General features: G+C 59.4%; 17 protein-coding genes. 13 read left to right on the forward strand and 4 right to left on the reverse strand.

Annotated elements, in window-relative coordinates; genetic code table 11:
- Positions 1-499: 499 nt before the first annotated feature.
- Together clpA and clpS are read right to left on the reverse strand one after the other, a co-directional pair.
- Positions 500-2,770, reverse strand: coding sequence for an ATP-dependent Clp protease ATP-binding subunit ClpA (gene clpA / locus BLO80_RS03035; RefSeq protein WP_072406802.1), 2,271 nt, complete (start codon positions 2,768-2,770; stop codon positions 500-502).
- Positions 2,771-2,799: 29 nt separating this feature from the next.
- Positions 2,800-3,162 (reverse strand): ATP-dependent Clp protease adapter ClpS, encoded by a 363-nt coding sequence (gene clpS, locus BLO80_RS03040; RefSeq protein WP_003180089.1) that lies wholly within the window; start codon positions 3,160-3,162, stop codon positions 2,800-2,802.
- A gap of 227 nt (positions 3,163-3,389) precedes the next feature.
- On the opposite strand from clpS, the gene cspD reads away from it, so the two are divergent.
- Positions 3,390-3,665, forward strand: a complete 276-nt coding sequence (cspD, locus tag BLO80_RS03045; protein WP_092326724.1) for a cold shock domain-containing protein CspD — start codon at positions 3,390-3,392, stop codon at positions 3,663-3,665.
- An 80-nt stretch (positions 3,666-3,745) separates the two neighbouring features.
- Here cspD and icd read toward each other — a convergent pair whose 3' ends face one another.
- Positions 3,746-5,002 (reverse strand): NADP-dependent isocitrate dehydrogenase, encoded by a 1,257-nt coding sequence (gene icd / locus BLO80_RS03050; protein ID WP_060741560.1) that lies wholly within the window; start codon positions 5,000-5,002, stop codon positions 3,746-3,748.
- A gap of 482 nt (positions 5,003-5,484) precedes the next feature.
- Here icd and BLO80_RS03060 point away from each other — a divergent pair, with 482 nt between their 5' ends.
- The 10 genes from BLO80_RS03060 (at position 5,485) to aceA (ending at position 17,489) form a co-directional block, all read left to right on the forward strand.
- On the forward strand, positions 5,485-7,710 hold the full coding sequence (locus BLO80_RS03060) for an NADP-dependent isocitrate dehydrogenase (protein WP_092326725.1): 2,226 nt from the start codon (positions 5,485-5,487) through the stop codon (positions 7,708-7,710).
- 476 nt (positions 7,711-8,186) lie between these two features.
- Positions 8,187-9,068 carry a hypothetical protein gene (locus tag BLO80_RS03065; RefSeq protein ID WP_092326727.1) on the forward strand — a complete coding sequence of 294 codons (882 nt, stop codon included), beginning with the start codon at positions 8,187-8,189 and terminating at the stop codon, positions 9,066-9,068.
- A 176-nt stretch (positions 9,069-9,244) separates the two neighbouring features.
- A complete protein-coding gene (locus tag BLO80_RS03070) occupies positions 9,245-9,691 on the forward strand; it encodes an NUDIX hydrolase (protein WP_060741556.1) in 447 nt (148 codons plus the stop codon).
- Positions 9,692-9,750: 59 nt separating this feature from the next.
- Positions 9,751-10,875 (forward strand): tRNA 2-thiouridine(34) synthase MnmA, encoded by a 1,125-nt coding sequence (gene mnmA / locus BLO80_RS03075; RefSeq protein ID WP_060741555.1) that lies wholly within the window; start codon positions 9,751-9,753, stop codon positions 10,873-10,875.
- The gene (gene hflD / locus BLO80_RS03080; protein WP_060741554.1) at positions 10,872-11,495 is read left to right on the forward strand and encodes a high frequency lysogenization protein HflD; all 624 of its coding nucleotides are present in this window, start codon (positions 10,872-10,874) and stop codon (positions 11,493-11,495) included. The genes mnmA and hflD overlap by 4 nt, the downstream gene beginning before the upstream one ends.
- A gap of 168 nt (positions 11,496-11,663) precedes the next feature.
- Positions 11,664-13,034, forward strand: a complete 1,371-nt coding sequence (purB, locus tag BLO80_RS03085) for an adenylosuccinate lyase (protein ID WP_092326728.1) — start codon at positions 11,664-11,666, stop codon at positions 13,032-13,034.
- A gap of 84 nt (positions 13,035-13,118) precedes the next feature.
- Positions 13,119-14,285 carry a ribosomal protein uL16 3-hydroxylase gene (locus BLO80_RS03090; RefSeq protein WP_092326730.1) on the forward strand — a complete coding sequence of 389 codons (1,167 nt, stop codon included), beginning with the start codon at positions 13,119-13,121 and terminating at the stop codon, positions 14,283-14,285.
- Entirely contained in the window at positions 14,278-14,703 is a 426-nt protein-coding gene (locus BLO80_RS03095; protein ID WP_092326731.1) for a GNAT family N-acetyltransferase, read from the forward strand. The genes BLO80_RS03090 and BLO80_RS03095 overlap by 8 nt, the downstream gene beginning before the upstream one ends.
- Positions 14,704-14,945: 242 nt before the next feature.
- Positions 14,946-15,707: a secretin N-terminal domain-containing protein gene (locus BLO80_RS03100; protein WP_092196981.1), complete on the forward strand. Its 762-nt coding sequence runs from the start codon at positions 14,946-14,948 to the stop codon at positions 15,705-15,707.
- Positions 15,708-16,163: 456 nt separating this feature from the next.
- Positions 16,164-17,489, forward strand: a complete 1,326-nt coding sequence (aceA, locus tag BLO80_RS03105; RefSeq protein ID WP_014337679.1) for an isocitrate lyase — start codon at positions 16,164-16,166, stop codon at positions 17,487-17,489.
- Positions 17,490-17,597: 108 nt separating this feature from the next.
- Here aceA and BLO80_RS03110 read toward each other — a convergent pair whose 3' ends face one another.
- Positions 17,598-19,490 carry a HAMP domain-containing methyl-accepting chemotaxis protein gene (locus BLO80_RS03110; protein ID WP_371914565.1) on the reverse strand — a complete coding sequence of 631 codons (1,893 nt, stop codon included), beginning with the start codon at positions 19,488-19,490 and terminating at the stop codon, positions 17,598-17,600.
- Positions 19,491-20,299: 809 nt separating this feature from the next.
- Here BLO80_RS03110 and BLO80_RS03115 point away from each other — a divergent pair.
- Together BLO80_RS03115 and BLO80_RS03120 are read left to right on the forward strand one after the other, a co-directional pair.
- The gene (locus BLO80_RS03115; RefSeq protein ID WP_003203367.1) at positions 20,300-20,713 is read left to right on the forward strand and encodes an NADH-quinone oxidoreductase subunit A; all 414 of its coding nucleotides are present in this window, start codon (positions 20,300-20,302) and stop codon (positions 20,711-20,713) included.
- Positions 20,714-20,723: 10 nt separating this feature from the next.
- A complete protein-coding gene (locus tag BLO80_RS03120) occupies positions 20,724-21,398 on the forward strand; it encodes a NuoB/complex I 20 kDa subunit family protein (RefSeq protein WP_030141322.1) in 675 nt (224 codons plus the stop codon).
- Positions 21,399-21,451 lie beyond the last annotated feature (53 nt).

The following is a 21,451-nucleotide window of genomic DNA, read 5'->3' on the forward strand; positions in this document are numbered from 1 at the left end:
GCATAGCCTGGGCCTTAGCGCACACCCATGGAATATATGAGGCAGGGCCAAGCGCACAGAACGCTTGACCCTGCGTTACCGAGCACCACCCACCTGGTTTTGCGATGCTGGATAACAGATGACGTAAACGGCCTACCGACCTGACAGAAAACCTGGGCTCCCACACGGCTCTAAAGCCGATCTACCCTAATCAGGACTGTCAGGCGCGATTTTCATCGCGGCGCGAATTTATCTTTTCGACGCCGAATAGATTGCGGCAAGCCAATCACGCATCCAAATTCAGTATTGCAGAAACTGAGAGGACCATAGATGTGGGAGCGAGCTTGCTCGCGATGGTGGCGGTACATTCGGCATTGATGCAAGCTGATCCGCCGCTATCGCGAGCAAGCTCGCTCCCACAAGGGATTAGCGATGAAACACAATCTTGTGCCATGCCCACAACAGCCAGTAACAGCAAAAAGGCGCCTTTCGGCGCCTTTTGCTTTGTTACAGTCAACGATCAGGCCATTTCGGCCGTGGTTTCGAAGTCGAAGGTCAGTTCGCCATCCTTGATGTCGATGTGAACCACACCGCCATGCTCGGCCAGCTCGCCAAAGAGGATCTCCTCCGCCAGCGGACGCTTGATCTTGTCCTGGATCAAGCGAGCCATCGGCCGCGCGCCCATCGTCACATCGTAACCACCTTCGGCCAGCCAACTGCGGGCCGCATCGGTAACCTCCAGCAACACACGCTTGTCTTCGAGCTGCGCCTGAAGTTCGGTAAGGAACTTGTCCACCACGCTCTTGATGACTTCATGACTGAGGCGACCGAACTGGATAATGGTGTCCAGGCGGTTGCGGAATTCAGGCGTGAAGCTCTTCTTGATCACTTCCATCGCATCGGACGAGTGGTCCTGATGGGTGAAACCGATCGAAGCGCGAGCTGCGGTTTCGGCACCGGCGTTCGTGGTCATGATGAGGATCACGTTGCGGAAGTCCGCCTTGCGCCCGTTGTTATCGGTCAGCGTACCGTGGTCCATCACCTGCAGGAGCAGGTTGAAGACTTCCGGATGCGCCTTCTCGATTTCATCGAGCAGCAATACGCAGTGCGGTTGCTTGGTGATGGCTTCGGTCAAAAGGCCGCCCTGGTCGAAACCGACATAGCCCGGAGGCGCACCGATCAGACGCGATACGGTATGGCGCTCCATGTACTCGGACATGTCGAAGCGCACCAGCTCGATGCCCATCGCCTTGGCCAACTGCCGCGCCGCCTCGGTCTTGCCGACCCCGGTAGGACCGGCGAACAGGAACGAGCCCACCGGCTTGTCCGGTGACTTGAGACCGGCGCGGGACAGTTTGATGGCGGTCGACAGCGAGTCGATGGCCGCATCCTGGCCGAACACCGTCAGCTTCAGGTCACGCTCCAGGTTACGCAGCAGTTCCTTGTCGGAACTGGTGACGTGCTTGGGCGGAATACGCGCGATTTTCGCCACGATGTCCTCGACCTGAGGCACTTCGATGCGCTTGACGCGTTTCTCCACGGGTTGCAGGCGCTGGTAGGCACCCGCTTCGTCGATGACGTCGATGGCCTTGTCCGGCATATGCCGGTCGTTGATGTAGCGCGAGGCCAGTTCAGCCGCCGCGCGCAAGGCTTCATCGCTGTATTCGATGTTGTGGTGCAGCTCGAAACGACCCTTCAGGCCGCGCAGGATGCCAATGGTGTCTTCCACCGAAGGCTCCGACACATCGACCTTCTGGAAACGCCGGGCCAGGGCACGGTCTTTTTCGAAGATCCCGCGAAATTCCTGGAACGTGGTCGAGCCGATGCAACGGATATCACCCGACGACAGCAGCGGCTTGAGCAGGTTCGACGCATCCATGACCCCGCCCGACGCCGCCCCGGCACCGATAATGGTGTGGATTTCGTCAATGAACAGGATTGCCTGCGGACGTTTTTTCAGTTCGCCGAGCAACGCCTTGAAGCGCTTCTCGAAATCGCCGCGGTATTTGGTGCCGGCCAGCAAGGCACCCAGGTCGAGGGAGTACACCACGCTGTTGGCCAGCAGGTCCGGCACCTGGTTATCGACGATGCGCTTGGCCAGGCCTTCGGCAATCGCGGTCTTGCCCACGCCTGCCTCGCCCACCAGCAATGGGTTGTTCTTGCGCCGCCGGGCCAGGATCTGGGCCACGCGCTCGACTTCCGCCTCGCGCCCGACCAGCGGATCGATCCGGCCCTGGCGCGCCAGTTCGTTCAGGTTGCTGGCATAGGCATCCAATGGGTTGCCTGAAGAAGAAGACTCACCGCCCTCGTCGTCCTGCATATCCTGCTCACCCTCGGAATGATCGCCATGCCCCGGCACCTTGGAGATGCCATGGGCGATGTAGTTGACGACATCGATACGCGCAACGCTCTGCTGCTTGAGCAGGAACACCGCCTGGCTTTCCTGCTCGCTGAAGATGGCAACCAGCACGTTGGCGCCGGTGACTTCACGCTTGCCCGAGCTCTGTACGTGGAAGACAGCACGCTGCAGGACACGCTGGAAGCCCAGGGTTGGCTGGGTTTCGCGATCCTCGTCATGCACGGGGATCAATGGCGTGGTGGAGTCGATGAACTCCTGCAGATCATGCTTGAGTTTATCGAGGTTCGCGCCGCAGGCACGCAAAACGGTGGCGGCAGCCTCGTTATCCAATAGGGCCAGCAGCAGGTGCTCGACGGTCATGAATTCATGACGCTTCGAACGAGCCTCCTTGAAGGCAAGATTGAGGGTGACTTCGAGCTCGCGGTTTAACATAGCTTCACCTCATACCCAAGTGGTCGGCGTTAACCGTCCTTCTCGATTTCACAGAGTAGCGGATGCTGGCTTTCCCGGGCGTACTGGTTGACCTGCATGGCCTTCGTCTCGGCGATGTCGCGGGTAAACACTCCACATACTGCCCGCCCCTCTGTATGGACGGCCAGCATGACCTTGGTCGCCAGCTCCCGATTCAGGTTAAAAAACACCTCGAGCACTTCGACGACGAAATCCATCGGTGTGTAGTCATCGTTGAACAAAACCACCTTGTACATCGGTGGCGCCTGTAATGCGGGCTTTGCTTCCTGAACAGCAATGCCTGCGGAATCGTCGTCGTGTAGATCCGGGCGATCCTGATTGAATGTTAGTCGAATCTGGCTGACTGCATGCATGGAAAGAAAGGTTCGTTTAGTTGGCGAATACAGTGATGGGGGCGCTTGTGGGCGATTTCAACCACGACCACCGGAGCCACCTTGACTATCGGGAAAACGGTGTTACAACCAATAGAGCCCATCATGGGTTAAAAAGGTCCGTGGAATCTATCCTGTTAACAAGATTAGCCTGCGGATGGACTGGATGATACTCCAGTGATGGAGTGCGTTGCAGAGGGAAATGGGTTATGTCGGTCGTCAAGATGAAGGGTAAGGTGAAATGGTTCAATAATGCCAAGGGTTACGGTTTCATTCTTGCGGACGGCAAGGATATTGGAGACCTGTTCGCCCATTTTTCGGCGATCGAGATGGACGGCTACAAGACCCTGAAGGCCGGGCAGCCTGTGACATTCAACGTCATCCAGGGACCCAAGGGCCTGCACGCGGTCAACATCAAGGTTGTCCTCGCCGAAGACGCGCCCGCCCCTGTCAATGTCACTGTCAGGGTCACCGAGCCCCATTGACCGGCAGTCGCCACCCCGACTGAATGAAAATGCCCGGTTCGATCACTCGAACCGGGCATTCGCGCCGAGCGCCGATTCGCTTACATGTGCGAGATCAGGGCATCACCGAAGCCCGAGGACGATACCAGCTTGGCGCCCTCCATCAGGCGTTCGAAGTCATAGGTCACGGTCTTGGCCGAAATCGCGCCGTTCGTGCCCTTGATGATCAGGTCGGCCGCTTCGGTCCAACCCATGTGGCGCAGCATCATTTCCGCCGACAGAATCAGCGAACCAGGGTTGACCTGGTCCTTGCCGGCATACTTGGGCGCGGTACCGTGGGTGGCTTCGAACATCGCCACGGTGTCGGACAGGTTGGCGCCCGGCGCGATACCGATACCGCCCACTTCCGCCGCCAGGGCGTCGGACAGGTAGTCCCCGTTCAGGTTCAAGGTGGCGATCACGTCATACTCGGCCGGACGCAACAGGATCTGCTGCAACATCGCATCGGCGATGGCGTCCTTGACGATGACGTTCTTGCCGGTCCGCGGGTTCTTGAACTGCATCCACGGCCCGCCATCGAGCAGGGTCGCGCCGAACTCTTCGGCCGCCACTTCGTAGGCCCATTCCTTGAAGGCACCTTCGGTGAACTTCATGATGTTGCCTTTATGCACGATGGTCAGCGAATCGCGGTCGTTGTCGACCACATATTGCAGGGCCTTGCGAGCCAGGCGCTTGGTGCCCTGCTTGGAAACCGGCTTGACGCCGATGCCGCAATCCTCGTCGAAACGGATCTTGGTCACGCCCATTTCTTCTTTCAGGAACTTGATGACCTTGGTGGCTTCGGGCGAGCCGGCTTTCCACTCGATACCCGCGTAGATGTCCTCGGAGTTCTCGCGGAAGATCGTCATGTCCACGTCGCCAGGCTTCTTGACCGGGCTTGGCACACCTTCGAACCAGCGCACCGGACGCAGGCAGACATACAGGTCGAGCTGCTGGCGCAGCGCTACGTTCAACGAACGGATACCGCCACCGACCGGCGTGGTCAGCGGGCCCTTGATGGAAACCACGTAGTCCTTGACCGCATCCAGGGTTTCCTGGGGCAGCCAGGTGTCCTGGTCATAGACCTGTGTCGCTTTCTCACCGGCATAGACTTCCATCCAGGAAATCTTGCGCTTGCCGCCATAGGCCTTCTGAACCGCAGCGTCCACAACCTTGATCATGACCGGACTGATATCGACGCCAATGCCGTCGCCTTCGATGAAGGGGATGATCGGGTTGTCGGGAACATTAAGAGAATGGTCTGCATTGACGGTGATTTTGTCACCGACGGCTGGAACCTGAATCTTTTGATACCCCATGCTGAACTCCATTGCTTGGATTGAACATCTGGCTGCGTTCGAGCGTACCCCAGTTGAATCGGCGCGCAAACCCTACGTTAGGCCCATCGGCGGCAAAGCGTTGCACTTCGCCGCGTACAACCCTGAAAACCAAGGGAAAAGCGCCAAACATGAGCATAGTCCGCCCCAGGGGTACTGCGACGTTTAGACCAATGGACGTGTACGGAAGTCTATGAACCATCGGCAGATCGCCAGCTACCTATGTATAATGCCGCCGCTGACCATAGGGTCACGACGGCTGACGGCTCTATCACAGGACTTTCCGCCAATTTAAAAGCCGGACCGTTACCGCGGCCCAACCGCTTGACGCTCGACTGATGCACCCAACATCACCGCGAAGAAACCTCGACATTCGGTTCACGGATGACTTTGAACGAACGCGCTTACCCGGCGCCCCTCGAGTTTCTGCGCATGCTTTAGCAAAGAAGAGAGTTAATCCGAATATGCCCACCCGCTCGAAGATCATCTATACCTTCACCGACGAAGCGCCTGCCCTCGCCACCTATTCGCTGCTGCCGATCGTCGAAGCCTTTACCGCTTCGGCCGATATCGCCGTGGAAACCCGCGATATTTCCCTCGCAGGGCGCATCCTGGCCAGCTTCCCCGAGCAACTGGGTGACAAAGCCGTAGCCGACCACCTCGCCGAACTGGGCGACCTGGCCGTTACGCCTGAAGCCAACATCATCAAGCTGCCGAACATCAGCGCCTCGGTGCCGCAACTGCAGGCCGCGATCAAGGAATTGCAAGCCCAGGGCTACGCACTGCCGGACTACCCGGAAACCGTGACCACCGACGCCGAGAAAGACGCTCGCGCCCGTTACGACAAGGTCAAGGGCAGCGCCGTGAACCCGGTCCTGCGCGAAGGCAACTCCGACCGCCGCGCACCGCTGTCGGTCAAGAACTACGCGCGCAAGCACCCGCACAAAATGGGCGCCTGGGCCGCGGACTCCAAGTCCCACGTAGCCCACATGAGCACCGGCGATTTCTACGGCAGCGAAAAAGCCGCCCTGATCGACGCCGCCGGCAGTGTGAAAATCGAGCTGATCGCCCAGGACGGCACTGCCACTGTCCTGAAGGAAAAAACCACCGTACAAGCCGGTGAGATCCTCGACTGCGCCGTGATGAGCAAAAACGCCCTGCGCGACTTCATCGCCGCTGAAATCGAAGACGCCAAGCAAAAAGGCGTGCTGCTGTCGGTTCACCTCAAGGCCACCATGATGAAGGTCTCCGACCCGATCATGTTCGGCCAGATCGTTGCCGAGTTCTATAAAGACGCCCTGGCCAAGCACGCACAAGTGCTGGAGCAGATCGGCTTCAACCTGAACAACGGCATCGGCGACCTGTACGCCCGCATCAAGGCCCTGCCGGCCGAGCAGCAGGCGCAGATCGAAGCCGACATCCAGGCGGTCTACGCGGCGCGCCCATCCCTGGCGATGGTCAACTCCGACAAAGGCATCACCAACCTGCACGTGCCGAGCGACGTGATCGTCGACGCCTCGATGCCGGCCATGATCCGTGACTCCGGCAAGATGTGGGGCACCGATGGCCAACTGCACGACACCAAGGCGGTGATCCCGGATCGCTGCTACGCCACCATCTACCAGGCGGTGATCGAAGACTGCAAGCAACACGGTGCCTTCGACCCCACCACCATGGGCAGCGTGCCGAACGTCGGCCTGATGGCCAAGAAAGCCGAAGAGTACGGCTCCCACGACAAGACCTTCCAGATCAAGGCCAACGGCGTGGTCCGCGTTTCGGACAGCACCGGTCGTACCTTGCTGGAGCAGAACGTCGAGGCTGGCGACATCTTCCGCATGTGCCAGACCAAGGACGCGCCGATCCAGGATTGGGTCAAACTGGCCGTCAACCGTGCCCGCGCCAGCAGCACCCCGGCGATCTTCTGGCTGGACCCGATGCGCGCCCACGACGGCGTCGTCATCGAGAAAGTCCAGACCTACCTGAAGGACCACGACACCAGCGGCCTGGACATTCGCATCATGTCGCCTGTCGACGCGATGAAGTTCACCCTGGGCCGCACCCGCGAAGGCAAGGACACCATCTCGGTGACCGGCAACGTGCTGCGTGACTACCTGACCGACCTGTTCCCGATCATGGAACTGGGCACCAGCGCCAAGATGCTGTCGATCGTGCCGCTGATGAACGGCGGTGGCCTGTTCGAGACCGGCGCCGGCGGCTCGGCACCCAAGCACGTTCAGCAGTTGCTCGAAGAGAACTTCCTGCGCTGGGATTCCCTGGGCGAGTTCCTGGCCCTGGCCGCGTCCCTCGAACACCTGGGCGTGACCTACAACAACCCGAAAGCCCTGGTGCTGGCCAAGACCCTCGACCAGGCCACCGGTGAGTTCCTGGACCGCAACAAATCGCCTTCGCGCAAGGTCGGCGGCATCGACAACCGCGGCAGCCACTTCTACCTGACCCTGTACTGGGCCCAGGCACTGGCCGCCCAGGACGACGACGCGGCCCTCAAGGCCCAGTTCGCGTCCCTGGCCAAGACATTGACCGACAACGAAGAAAAGATCGTTGCCGAACTCAATGCCGTGCAAGGCAAGCCCGTGGACATCGGCGGTTACTACTTCGCCAACCCCGAGCTGACCAGCAAGGCCATGCGCCCGAGCGCCACCTTCAACGCGGCGATTGCTGCGCTGGTGTAACGCTGTAAGGGAACACCACGAACCCCGGCCTTGTGCCGGGGTTTGTGTTTCCGGCTCCAGCGTTTCTCGGCTCCCACAGAAGGCGCAGCCGCCCTTCACCCTCTTTTGATTCACCCATGCTGGCTACCCAGGCTCGCCTTGACAGAACAACAAGGCAGCCTAGCCTTAAAAGCATCGTTCTAAGTACGCCCTCTTCACTGAAGGCGCATGAAGTTAAGCATGAGCGCCGAAAGCCCGGCTTGATCCAAGCACACCCTTTCAGCGCTTGTGGATGCGGGATGTCTCGGCAAGAGAACGAGAGAGCGTCAGATCGGGCAGCACTCTGAACTGCCTACAGTGGTATCGACCTCAAGTGGAGCGAAACCGGGTTGCTCAAATCGCCTGTGTAGCGATAGCAATCCTTCTTGGCCTGAGTTTTTAACGAACGACACGCTAAAAACTCATTACCTGATTCGCATCCGTTGAGGAAGCACACCATGAAAAACAATGCGCAAGTAACCCTCCCCGCCCAAAGGCACTTCTCTATTGGTAACTGGAGCTTTCTGGAGCTGACAGTTTCCCCAACCCTCTATAAAAGAGACCATGACAATGAGCCCTTTGCCTATTATGAAGTGAGCAGGATCAGCTCTACGGGTGGAAGATACTCTACCGATGTTCGTACCAATGACTATGGCCAGAGGTACAGCTACGCCACTGCCTCCCATGAATTACTGTTTAAAAGCACATCCGCCGAATATCGATTCAATGCGACCAAATTTGGAAATCAGGTCACCTATTCCACCCACTCACCGGGCGCCTCGGTCGAAGCGTTCTATTTCATATTCGATGATTTTCTCCGCATGATCGAACTTACAATGCGCAAGCCGGGTGAACCCGCCGAGGGCAAGAGAGATGAGGCCGACAGGGAGTGCGAAGTTCAGATCAACGGCCAGATCATTCAATACTCTTCAGCAGAACCTGTGCATCCCGTCCCCCAAAAAAAGGTGTCGCAAATCGTTTTCGAAGACACCGATAAATTTTCTTTTTTATCCAACGTCAATCTCTATTTTTCGGGCTGCGATGTATACCTGGAGGAGTCCCCAGGAAAAGTAAAAAAAGTTGATCGACACGGCGAGGGCAATCCAAGTGCGGCCAGCGACTACTACCTCACACCGGACAAGGGCTATCCTCCCGGCATCACAAGCCTGACTATAAAAGACGGGTTTTCGGAAACGACGGCTATCGTTGAGTTCGATCACGACACGCTCAATAAACAGGTCACCATGACAATTAAATCCTTTACCAGCAGACTGTGCGATATCCGAGAATTCACCTACAACGAACACCACTTTCCCAATGCGATATGCATTGCCCTTTAAGGACGTCCAAACCTTGCACGGGCCAGCATCGCTGACCTGGGAAACATGAGCATAGGCATGGACATTTGCTCGGGACGGCGATTGGTCATTCATTTAATATCGACTGACCCACCGCTATCGCGAGCACGCTCGCTTCCACGGTGGCCCATATTCCCTGCGAGAAATAAAGGAACCCCATGGACTGGCAACCCCACATCACCGTCGCCACCATCGTCGAGGACAACGGCCGCTTCCTGATGGTGGAAGAATCCAAGGGCGGACGCGCGGTGCTCAACCAGCCGGCCGGTCACCTGGACCCGAACGAAACGCTGATCGAAGCCGCCGTGCGCGAAACCCTGGAAGAAACCGGCTGGGACGTCGAGCCCACCGCCGTGGTAGGCATTTACCTGTACACCGCCCCCAGCAACGGCGTGACCTACCAACGCGTCTGTTTCGCCGCCAAGGCCTTGCAACACCACCCCGAGTATCAACTGGACGACGGCATCCTCGGCGCCAAATGGCTGACCCGCGACGAACTGCTCGAACGGCGCGAGCACTGGCGCAGTGAGCTGATCATCCGTTGCATCGACGATTATCTGGCCGGCCATTGCCACAGTCTGACGCTGATCCGTCCTTCTCTTTAGCCTTGCGCGCCCGGGCCTGATAGAATCGCGTCCTTTTTCAAGACACTCATTGAATTCCTATGCGTGATCCAGCCCCTTCTGACACACCCAAGAAGCGCGTCATTGTCGGCATGTCCGGCGGCGTGGACTCTTCCGTTTCCGCCCTTCTGCTGATCGAGCAGGGTTATGAGGTGGAAGGCCTGTTCATGAAGAACTGGGAAGAAGACGACGGAACCGAATACTGCACCGCCATGGATGACCTGGCGGACGCCCAGGCCGTGTGCGACAAGATCGGCATCAAGCTGCACACCGCCAACTTCGCCGCCGAGTACTGGGACAACGTGTTCGAGCACTTCCTGGCCGAATACAAGGCCGGTCGCACGCCGAACCCGGACATCCTTTGCAACCGCGAAATCAAGTTCAAGGCGTTCCTCGACTACGCCATGATGCTGGGCGCCGACCTGATCGCCACCGGCCACTACGTACGCCGCCGCGACATCGATGGCCGCACCGAACTGCTCAAGGGCCTGGACCCGAACAAGGACCAGAGCTACTTCCTGCATGCCGTCGGCGGCGAGCAGATCGCCAAGACCCTGTTCCCGGTAGGCGAACTGGAAAAGCCCGAAGTGCGCGCGATTGCTGAAAAACACCAGCTCGCCACCGCCAAGAAGAAGGACTCCACCGGGATCTGCTTCATTGGCGAGCGCCGTTTCAGCGACTTCCTCAAGCAATACCTGCCAGCCCAGCCGGGCGAGATCAAGACGACTGAAGGCGAAGTCATCGGCCGCCACCATGGCCTGATGTACCACACCATCGGCCAGCGCCAGGGCCTGGGCATCGGCGGGCTGAAAGACGCCGGGGAAGAGCCGTGGTACGTGCTGGTCAAGGACCTGGAACACAACGAGTTGATCGTCGGCCAGGGCAACGACCATCCCTGGCTGTTTTCCCGCGCCCTGCTCGCCTCCGAGATCTATTGGGTCAACCCGATCGACCTCAGCGAACCACGCCGCCTGACGGCCAAGGTTCGCTACCGCCAGAGCGACCAGCCCTGCACCCTGGAAAAAACCGCCACGGGCTACCGCGCCACCTTCGATGACCCGCAGCGAGCGGTCACACCCGGCCAATCCGTGGTGTTCTACGACGGCGACATCTGCCTGGGCGGCGGCGTGATCGAAGTCGCAGAGCCCTGGAGCAGCCAGGCATGAACCCAATCCAGGAACAACTGACGGCATTGGGCGGCGTGTTTCTCGCCGCCGTGCTGGTGGACAGGATCGCCAAGACCGGCCAGGCCACCGAAGCGGGCGTGGCCTGCATGCTCGGCAGCCTGCTGGTTCGCGACCCCAAGGACACCTTGGAAGTCTATGGTGGCGACGACCTGAACCTGCGCGAAGGCTATCGTGCGCTGATCGGCGCTCTGGAGCGCGACCCCAGCGCCTTGCAACGCGAGCCGCTGCGTTATGCCCTGTCGATGCTGGGCCTCGAGCGCCAGTTGGCCAAGCGCGACGACCTGCTGGAGACCATCGGCAAACGCCTGCCGCAGATCCAGTCCCAGGTCGAGCACTTCGGCCCGGCTCACGAAAACGTCGTCGCGGCCTGCGGTTCGCTGTACCAGGACACTTTGAGCACCTTGCGCCAGCGCATCCAGGTGCATGGCGACATGCGCAACCTGCAACAGCCAAGCAATGCCTCGAAGATCCGCGCCCTGCTGCTGGCCGGAATTCGCTCGGCACGACTTTGGCGGCAGCTGGGTGGTCATCGTTGGCAACTGGTGATCAGCCGCCGCAAATTGCTGAAAGAGCTTTACCCGTTGATGCGCAACGAATAAGTCGCCTCGACCTGCTTTTTGTGGCGAAGGCGCTTGCTCCCTCGCCACCGGTAATAAACAGTTTTAGCTTGTTACGCGTAGCACGCCGGTCAGTTGGCGACGGACCGGCACTTGTTTTCATGTATGATACGCGCCCCATTTCGTTGCCCGACTGTCCGAGAACACCCCATGCAGCTTTCTTCGCTCACTGCGGTTTCCCCTGTTGACGGCCGCTACGCCGGCAAAACCCAGGCCCTGCGCCCGATTTTCAGCGAGTACGGCCTGATCCGTGCCCGCGTCCTGGTTGAAGTGCGCTGGCTCCAGCGCTTGGCCGCCCACCCTGCCATCGGCGAAGTGCCGGCGTTTTCCGCCGAAGCCAACGCAGTGTTGAACGCGCTGGCAGAAAACTTTGTGCTGGAGCACGCCGAGCGCGTCAAAGAGATCGAGCGCACCACCAACCACGACGTCAAGGCCATCGAATACCTGCTCAAGGAGCAGGCGGCCAAGCTGCCGGAGCTGGCCAATGTCAGCGAGTTCATCCACTTTGCCTGCACCAGCGAGGACATCAACAACCTGTCCCACGCCCTGATGCTGCGCGAAGGCCGCGATGAGGTGATGCTGCCCCTGATGCGCCAGACCGCCCAGGCCATCCGCGAACTGGCGATCCGCTTCGCCGACGTGCCGATGCTGTCGCGTACCCACGGTCAACCGGCTTCGCCGACCACCTTGGGCAAGGAGCTGGCAAACGTGGTCTACCGCCTGGAGCGCCAGATCGCCCAAGTGGCCGCCGTGCCGCTGCTGGGCAAGATCAACGGCGCCGTGGGCAACTACAACGCCCACCTCTCGGCCTACCCGGACATCGACTGGGAAGCCAATGCCCGCGCCTTCATCGAAGACGAACTGGGCCTGAGCTTCAACCCCTACACCACCCAGATCGAACCGCACGACTACATCGCCGAGCTGTTCGATGCGATCGCGCGCTTCAATACCATCCTGATCGACTTCGACCGTGACATCTGGGGCTACATCTCCCTGGGCTACTTCAAGCAGCGCACCATTGCCGGCGAAATCGGTTCTTCGACCATGCCGCACAAGGTCAACCCGATCGATTTCGAAAACTCCGAAGGCAACCTGGGCATCGCCAACGCGCTGTTCCAGCACCTGGCGAGCAAACTGCCGATCTCCCGCTGGCAGCGTGACCTGACCGACTCCACCGTGCTGCGCAACCTGGGCGTGGGTTTTGCCCACAGCGTCATTGCCTACGAAGCCAGCCTCAAGGGCATCAGCAAGCTGGAACTGAACGAGCAGAAAATCGCCGCCGACCTCGACGCTTGCTGGGAAGTCCTGGCCGAGCCGATCCAGACCGTGATGCGTCGCTACAACATCGAAAACCCGTATGAAAAGCTGAAAGAGCTGACCCGTGGCAAGGGCATCAGCCCTGAAGCGCTGCAGACTTTCATCGATGGCCTGGACATGCCTGCCGAGGCCCGCGCGGAGCTGAAGAAGCTCACGCCGGCCAGCTACATCGGCAACGCGGCGGCGCAAGCCAAGCGCATCTGATCCACGGCTTTACCTTTGAGACGCCCGGCCGCGCCGGGCGTTTTTATTCGCGTCTGAAAAGTATATTTTTTCAATAGGTTACACATGAATCCTGATATTCCTCTGCAACTCCTGGGCGGCATTACGGCACGGGAATTCCTGCGCGACTACTGGCAGAAAAAACCCCTGCTGATCCGTCAGGCGATTCCCGACTTCCAAAGCCCGATCGACGCCGATGAACTGGCCGGCCTGGCTCTGGAAGAAGAAGTCGAATCGCGCCTGGTGATCGAACACGGCGAGACCCCTTGGGAAATGCGTCGCGGCCCGTTCGCCGAAGACGAATTCAGCAAGTTGCCGGAACGCGAGTGGACCCTGCTGGTGCAGGCGGTCGATCAGTTCGTACCGGAAGTCAGCGAACTGCTGGAAAACTTCCGCTTCCTGCCGAGCTGGCGCATCGACGATGTGATGATCAGCTTCGCCGCCCCCGGTGGCAGCGTAGGTCCGCATTTCGATAACTATGACGTGTTCCTGCTGCAAGGCCATGGCCAGCGCAACTGGAAGATCGGCCAGATGTGCGACTCCGAAAGCCCGCTGCTGCAGCACGCCGACCTGCGCATCCTCGCCGACTTCGAAGCCACCGACGAGTGGATCCTGGAACCGGGCGACATGCTCTACCTGCCGCCGCGCCTGGCGCACTGCGGCGTGGCCGTGGACGACTGCATGACCTACTCGGTGGGTTTCCGTGCGCCAAGCGCCGCTGAAGTGCTGACCCACTTCACCGACTTCCTGAGCCAGTTCCTGCCGGACGAAGAACGCTACACCGACGCCGACGCGCGCCCGGTGACCGACCCGCACCAGATCCAGCAAGACGCCCTGGACCGCCTCAAGGGCCTGCTGGCCGAGCACATGAGCGACGAGCGCCTGCTGCTGACCTGGTTCGGCCAGTTCATGACCGAGCCGCGCTACCCGGAACTGGTGGTGGGTCCGGAAATGGAAGATGACGAGCTGTTGGCCGGCCTGGAGCAAGGTGCGGTGATCATCCGCAACCCGAGCGCGCGCCTGGCCTGGTCGGAAGTCGACGACGACCTGCTGCTGTTCGCCAGCGGCCAGAGCCGTTACCTGCCGGGCAAGCTGCGCGAACTGCTGAAGATGATCTGCGCCGCCGACGCCCTGCACAGCGAAAACCTCGGCCCATGGCTGGCCGACGAAGACGGTCGCAGCCTGGTCTGCGAGCTGGTCAAGCAAGGCAGCCTGGGGTTCGCCGATGAATAAAATTCACGTTCGTGTCGCAGACTGGCAAAAGGATAACGCCGAGATCCGGCGCATTCGTGAGACCGTGTTCATTGCCGAGCAATCCGTCCCGCCCGAGCTGGAATGGGATGCCGACGACCAGGGCGCGGTGCATTTCCTGGCGTTTGAAGGCGATTTCCCCATCGGCACCGCGCGCCTGCTGACCGACGGCCACATCGGCCGTGTCTCGGTCCTCAAGGACTGGCGCGGCCTGAAAGTGGGCGACGCGCTGATGCACGCGGTGATCGCGCAAGCCGAGAAGCGCGGGCTCAAGCAACAAATGCTCAGCGCCCAGGTGCATGCCACGCCGTTCTACGAGCGGTTGGGGTTTGCAGTGGTCAGCGAGGAGTTCCTGGAAGCCGGGATTCCCCATGTGGACATGGTGCGGCATTCGGCCTGAAACCGCAGCGCGGCCATCGCGAGCAAGCTCGCTCCCACAGGAGGCCGGCGGTGAACCTATGATTCATGTACGCCTGCCTCCCATGTGGGAGCGAGCTTGCTCGCGATGAGGCCCTCAAGCCTTACCAAAAAACGCCCTGGCATCCCCCGATGCCGGGGCGTTTTGCCGTCTACCATTCAACTTGCCCCACCCCGGGCCGACAAACTGGCAATATCAAGCCTTTGTCTCGCGGAGAAATGGACATGCCTCTACGCACCCTCCTGGTCACCCTGCTGCTCGGTTGCAGCCTGTCGGTCATGGCCGATACGCAAATTGTGCCGCTGAACTACCGCACCAGCGCCGACCTGTTGCCGGTGGCGCAGAATTTCATCGGCAAGGACGGCCAGGTCAGCGCCTACGGTAACCAACTGATCGTCAACGCCGAGCCCGGCAAGATCGAAGAACTCCGGCAATTCCTGGCCCAATTGGACACCGCGCCCAAGCGCCTGCTGATCACGGTCGACACCAACGAAAACAACCTCCAGGGCGACCAGGGTTACTCGATCAACGGTGCCGCCCCCAGCCAGACCCGCATCATCAACCGCAGCACCGCCAGCCGCGACGGCGGCGTACAGCAGGTGCAGGCCAGCGAAGGCCAGCCGGCGCTGATCCAGGTGGGCCAGAGCGTCCCGTTCACCAGCAGCCAGACCGACAACTATGGCCGGATGCAAAGCCAGACCGAATACCGCAACGTCACCCAGGGTTTCTACGTGACCGCCAGCGTCACCGGCGACACCGTCCACCTGAACATCAGTACCAACCGTGACCGCATGAGCCAGGAACGTCCCGATGTAGTGAACGTTCAGAGTACCGACACAACTGTCAGCGGACGCCTCGGCGAATGGATCACCCTGGCCGGCGTGAATCGCCAGACTCAGGCCGACAAACAGGGCCTGACCCGCAGCTACTCGACACAAGGCCGCGACGACATGATTTTGCGGGTCAAGGTCGATACCCTGAACTGAAGCACCAAAAACTGACTGATGAGTCGTATTAGACCAAAGATGTAGTGCTATAAAAAAAGCACTACAAAACGTTTGACGGGCCAAAAAACCGGAGGCATGATGGCCTCGCTCCCGCTAATCAGGGGCCCTGGCAAGGGCCTTCGGGTCGACGCTTGCAACTACCCTGCGAGCCGATTCGTGTCTGTACCGCCCACAAGGTGTGTTTGACGAGGTTGCGACTGGAACGAAGTTGTCCCGAGGGACGGAAGCGTAACTAGGTAACCCGGCATCACTCTGAGTTCGTATTGAAGGCCCACGACGCCCGAATGCGCCCGCAGTTCGCCCCTACCTGCTCACTTTCCCCTCGAGCCCCTCGTTCATCCCGTCGCCGCCTCGCCTGAACCGACTTGTACGCCACCCCCCGGTCGGCTGGAGCAGGAATTTTCCACCAAGACCTATGCGACGAGGTTTATCTCCATGGCACTGACACGCGAACAGCAAATTGCAGCCCTTGAAAAAGACTGGGCTGAAAACCCGCGCTGGAAAGGCGTGAAGCGCAATTATTCCGCTGCTGACGTCGTCCGTCTGCGTGGCTCGGTTCAACCTGAGCACACCTTTGCGAAAATGGGCGCCGAGAAGCTGTGGAACCTGGTCACCCAGGGCGCCAAGCCAGCCTTCCGTCCCGAGAAAGATTTCGTCAACTGCATGGGCGCCCTGACCGGCGGCCAGGCTGTGCAGCAAGTCAAGGCGGGCATCCAGGCGATCTACCTGTCGGGCTGGCAAGTGGCTGCGGACAACAACTCCGCCGAGTCGATGTACCCCGACCAGTCGCTGTACCCGGTGGATTCGGTTCCAACCGTGGTCAAGCGCATCAACAACTCGTTCCGTCGTGCCGACCAGATCCAGTGGAAAGCCGGCAAGAACCCGGGCGACGAAGGCTACATCGACTACTTCGCACCGATCGTGGCTGACGCCGAAGCCGGTTTCGGCGGCGTCCTGAACGCCTACGAACTGATGAAGAGCATGATCGAAGCAGGCGCCGCCGGCGTTCACTTCGAAGACCAACTGGCCTCGGTGAAGAAATGCGGCCACATGGGCGGCAAGGTTCTGGTTCCAACCCAGGAAGCCGTGCAGAAGCTGACGGCTGCCCGCCTGGCCGCCGACGTTGCCGGTGTACCGACCATCATCCTGGCCCGTACCGACGCCAACGCCGCAGACCTGCTGACCTCCGACTGCGACCCGTACGACCAGCCGTTCGTGACCGGTACCCGCACCCAGGAAGGCTTCTACAAGGTGCGCGCCGGTCTCGACCAGGCCATCGCCCGTGGCCTGGCCTACGCGCCGTACGCCGACCTGATCTGGTGCGAAACCGCCAAGCCGGACCTGGACGAAGCCCGTCGTTTCGCCGAAGCGATCAAGAAGGAATACCCGGACCAACTGCTGTCGTACAACTGCTCGCCTTCCTTCAACTGGAAGAAAAACCTGGACGACGCGACCATCGCCAAGTTCCAGCGCGAACTGTCCGCCATGGGCTACAAGCACCAGTTCATCACCCTGGCCGGCATTCACAACATGTGGCACAGCATGTTCAACCTGGCGCACGACTACGCCCGCAACGACATGACCGCCTACGTGAAGCTGCAAGAGCAGGAGTTCGCCGATGCCGCCAAGGGCTACACCTTCGTGGCTCACCAGCAGGAAGTGGGCACCGGCTACTTCGACGACATGACCACCGTGATCCAGGGCGGCACTTCGTCGGTGACCGCGCTGACCGGCTCCACCGAAGAAGAACAGTTCCACTGATTCACACGCTTGCCTCGAGCAAGCGGCCCTTGCGGACCGGATAAAAACTAACCGCAAAGCCGATGATCTGAAGCCCCGACTGGTTCGGGGCTTTTTTTCGCCTTTTTTTTACACTTTGAAGTGACTGACCAACTGCTGCAACTGGTTACCCAGGCGCGCCAGCTCGATGCTGGACGCTGCGGTTTCTTCGCTGGCCGAGGCGGTCTGTTCGGATACATCGCGCACGCTCAGGATACTGCGGCTGATGTCCTCGGCCACCGAGCTTTGTTGCACCGCAGCAGCGGCAATCTGCTGATTCATGGCCTGAATGCCAGAAACCGCCTGGGTGATGTTGCCCAGGGAGATGCCAGCCTTGCCGGCCAGTTCCACGCTGCTGTCGGTCAATTCGCGGCTGTTTCGCATGATACTCGACACCTGGCGTGTGCCGTTCTGCAAGCCCGCCACCAGGCTCTCAATCTCTTCGGTGGAATGCTGGGTACGCTGGGCCAGCCCACGTACTTCGTCGGCGACCACGGCAAAACCGCGTCCGGCGTCACCCGCGCGGGCGGCCTCGATGGCGGCGTTAAGGGCCAACAAGTTGGTCTGCTCAGCCACTGTCTTGATCACGTCCATGATCTTGCCGATGCGCGCGCTTTCATGTTCCAACTCATCCATGGCTTCGACGGAGCGCCCGACTTCGCCGGCCAAACGCTCGATCTGAACGATGGCCTGCGCGACCACTTGGTCGCCGATACGGGCCTGTGCATCGGCCTCCGATGCGGCAGTGCAAGCCTGTTCGGCATTACGCGCGACTTCATGCACGGTGGCCGACATTTCCTGCATGGCGGTGGCCACCTGGTCGGTCTCGGTCTTCTGGCTATTGACCCCGGCGCTGGTCTGCTCGGTGACGGCCGATAACTCTTCGGCGGCGCTGGCGATTTGGGTGACGCCATCGCGGATGCCACCGATCAGGTCGCGCAACGTGGTGCCCATGCGCTGGATACCTTGCTGCAGGACACCCAGTTCATCACCACGGGTCACGACCATGTCTTGGGTGAGATCGCCTGCGGCAATGCGATTGACCACCGCCAATGTGTCCTGCAATGGCCGCGTAATCTGGCGAGTGATGATCATGGCCGCAAGAATCCCCAACAACATTGCCAAGGCCGTGCAGCTCAGTTGCAGGATGCGGGCCTGGGCGCTGTCTTCGTCACGGGAGACCAGTTGGCTGGCATACATCTCGTCAGACAGGCGGGTGATGGTGTCACCCAAATCGATGGTGTCCTGCACGGCCTTGCCAATGGCCTGGTTACTGGCGGTGAAGTCCTGCACCGAACGGCGGTAAGCAATCAGTGCGGTTTCCAGCTGCTTGATGGTGTCGGCATAGGTCGGGCCGAAAGCGTTGTTGAGGGTTTCGATGCCCTTGAGCGCATTTTCGAGCTGACGGGTGGCGGCTTGTTCGGTGGTGCTGTTGGGGTTGCCGGTGTAGCCACGCACTTCATAACGCACCAGCGCCACGTCCTCCTTGGCCTTGAGAATGATCCTGTACAACTCGAAACGGCGCTCATCCGAGGCAGGCATCGCTTCTACGTCATCGATGACCTTGGCAATCAACGCGGCGCCCTTGACCGCATTGACACCCATCTCCTTGCGCATGGCTGCGTCATTGCGATACGCCTCGCGCATCGTATTCAGTGCCACTTGATACTGCTTGCTGGCCTGCTCGATCAGCGCAAGTTTTTTCAGGTTTTCGGGTTTTCTCAACTCGTTCGCAAGGCTTTTCTGCTTGGCGACAAACTGCTCCAGCGACGCCTGGATCAATGCCCCCTTTTGTTCATCGCCCTTGTCCAACTGGTATTGCAAGCGAGCCCTGCGCAGGTGATCAAGAAGGTCGCCGAGCTCGGTAATGCTGGTCATTCGATCAGTGCGCTCGACTATTTTTTCCAGGCTGAACCAGCCGGTCGCGGCAAGGATAGCGGTCAGAAGCAGCACAACGGCAAAGCCCAAAGCCAACTTGAGCATGACGCTCATATTCGCGAACCAAGAATTCATGACATTCCTTTGGTAATCAGCCGCGAACGATGGGAACTGACGCAGCTATCTATGAAGGGGGCGATTGTCTAATCAATATTGATATAGATGATTAGATGGGAGAGCGGCAAAGATAGCTATTTGCCATCAATCCTTCAAGGCTCTAGGCCAAGCTCTTACCGATTGTTTGCTGGCAAAGCGGTTTCGCTTAACGCTCCAATGTCCCAGGCGCAATTGCTGGAGGGGCTGGGCCGAGCGACCTCGATCTGATGGCCGAGGTTTTTCTACCCGTTTTCTCTGAAGCCCCCCTACGCTGCAAGAGCAAGCCTGCACCTGTGGGAGCAGTCCCTCATGCAGATCCAACCCTCACCGAGCCCTTCCCTTCGGCGCGCCGATAGAAAAATTGATCGAACGCAGCATTGGGCAGTCCGAAAAGGAGTAAAACGTCCGACGCTGACAATTGCAGTAGCGACGGTGTAAGACAGCCTTTCAGGCAGGACACTAAGTGCACTGTGAAAAAGGCCGATACAGATAATAATAATTATCATTTGGAAGTCGTTATCATTGTTACATTCCGCACGAAATATTATTGATCAATAGCCGGCCAACGCCCACGGGGCCGGGGCCGCAGGGTCCCGGAGGCAAGCTATGTCCTTATTCCAATAAATAATTTCGCTATAGGAATTTTACTTGCCCGGTGTTTAGCCATAAAATCACCGCGATTGATTGCTGCGACATATCGTCACTGCTTTATTTCATTCAAGCTCAGAGACCTTTGCTCTCTGTTAAGGATTTCCAGCATGTCCGAAGCGACAGGACTCATGGCCCACAATTGGGGCTTTGCCATTTTCCTTCTGGGCGTTGTTGGCCTGTGTGCTTTCATGCTCGGTGTGTCGAGCCTGCTTGGGTCAAAAGCCTGGGGCCGCAGCAAAAATGAACCGTTCGAGTCCGGCATGCTGCCTACCGGTGGCGCCCGCTTGCGGCTCTCAGCCAAATTCTATCTGGTCGCGATGCTGTTCGTGATCTTCGATATCGAAGCCCTCTTTCTCTTTGCATGGTCTGTGTCCGTCCGCGAAAGCGGCTGGACCGGATTCGTCGAAGCGCTCGTTTTCATAGCAATTCTGTTGGCAGGTCTTGTCTACCTTTACCGGGTGGGGGCACTTGATTGGGCTCCGGAAGCTCGGCGCAAGCGGCAAGCGAAGCTGAAACAATGAGGCTTTGGCAATGCAATACAATCTCACCAGGATCGACCCCGATGCTCCTAACGAGCAGTATCCGATTGGCAAGCGGGAAACCGTCGCCGATCCGTTAGAAGATCAAGTCCACAAAAACATCTTCATGGGCAAGCTCGAAGACGTGCTGAACAGCACGGTCAACTGGGGTCGCAAGAACTCCCTGTGGCCGTACAACTTCGGCCTTTCGTGCTGCTACGTGGAAATGACCACCGCCTTCACGGCGCCCCACGACATCGCGCGCTTTGGCGCCGAGGTGATCCGGGCATCGCCACGCCAGGCGGATTTCATGGTTATCGCCGGTACCTGCTTCATCAAGATGGCGCCGATCATCCAGCGTCTCTACGAGCAAATGCTCGAGCCCAAGTGGGTCATCTCCATGGGTTCGTGCGCCAACTCCGGTGGCATGTACGACATCTACTCTGTCGTTCAAGGGGTGGACAAGTTCCTGCCCGTGGACGTCTACGTGCCCGGCTGCCCGCCTCGCCCTGAAGCTTTCCTGCAAGGCTTGATGCTGTTGCAGGAGTCGATTGGCCAGGAGCGTCGCCCACTGTCCTGGGTCGTTGGCGATCAAGGCGTCTATCGCGCCGAGATGCCGTCGCAAAAGGAACAGCGCCGCGAACAGCGTATCGCAGTCACCAACCTGCGCAGCCCCGACGAAGTCTGATCCAGCTCTGCTCTGTACAAGAAACGAGAACCTGGCTTCATTCTTTACGTTGA

The sequence above is a fragment of the Pseudomonas sp. NFACC56-3 genome (assembly GCF_900100025.1).
Classification (GTDB): domain Bacteria; phylum Pseudomonadota; class Gammaproteobacteria; order Pseudomonadales; family Pseudomonadaceae; genus Aquipseudomonas; species Aquipseudomonas fluorescens_AA.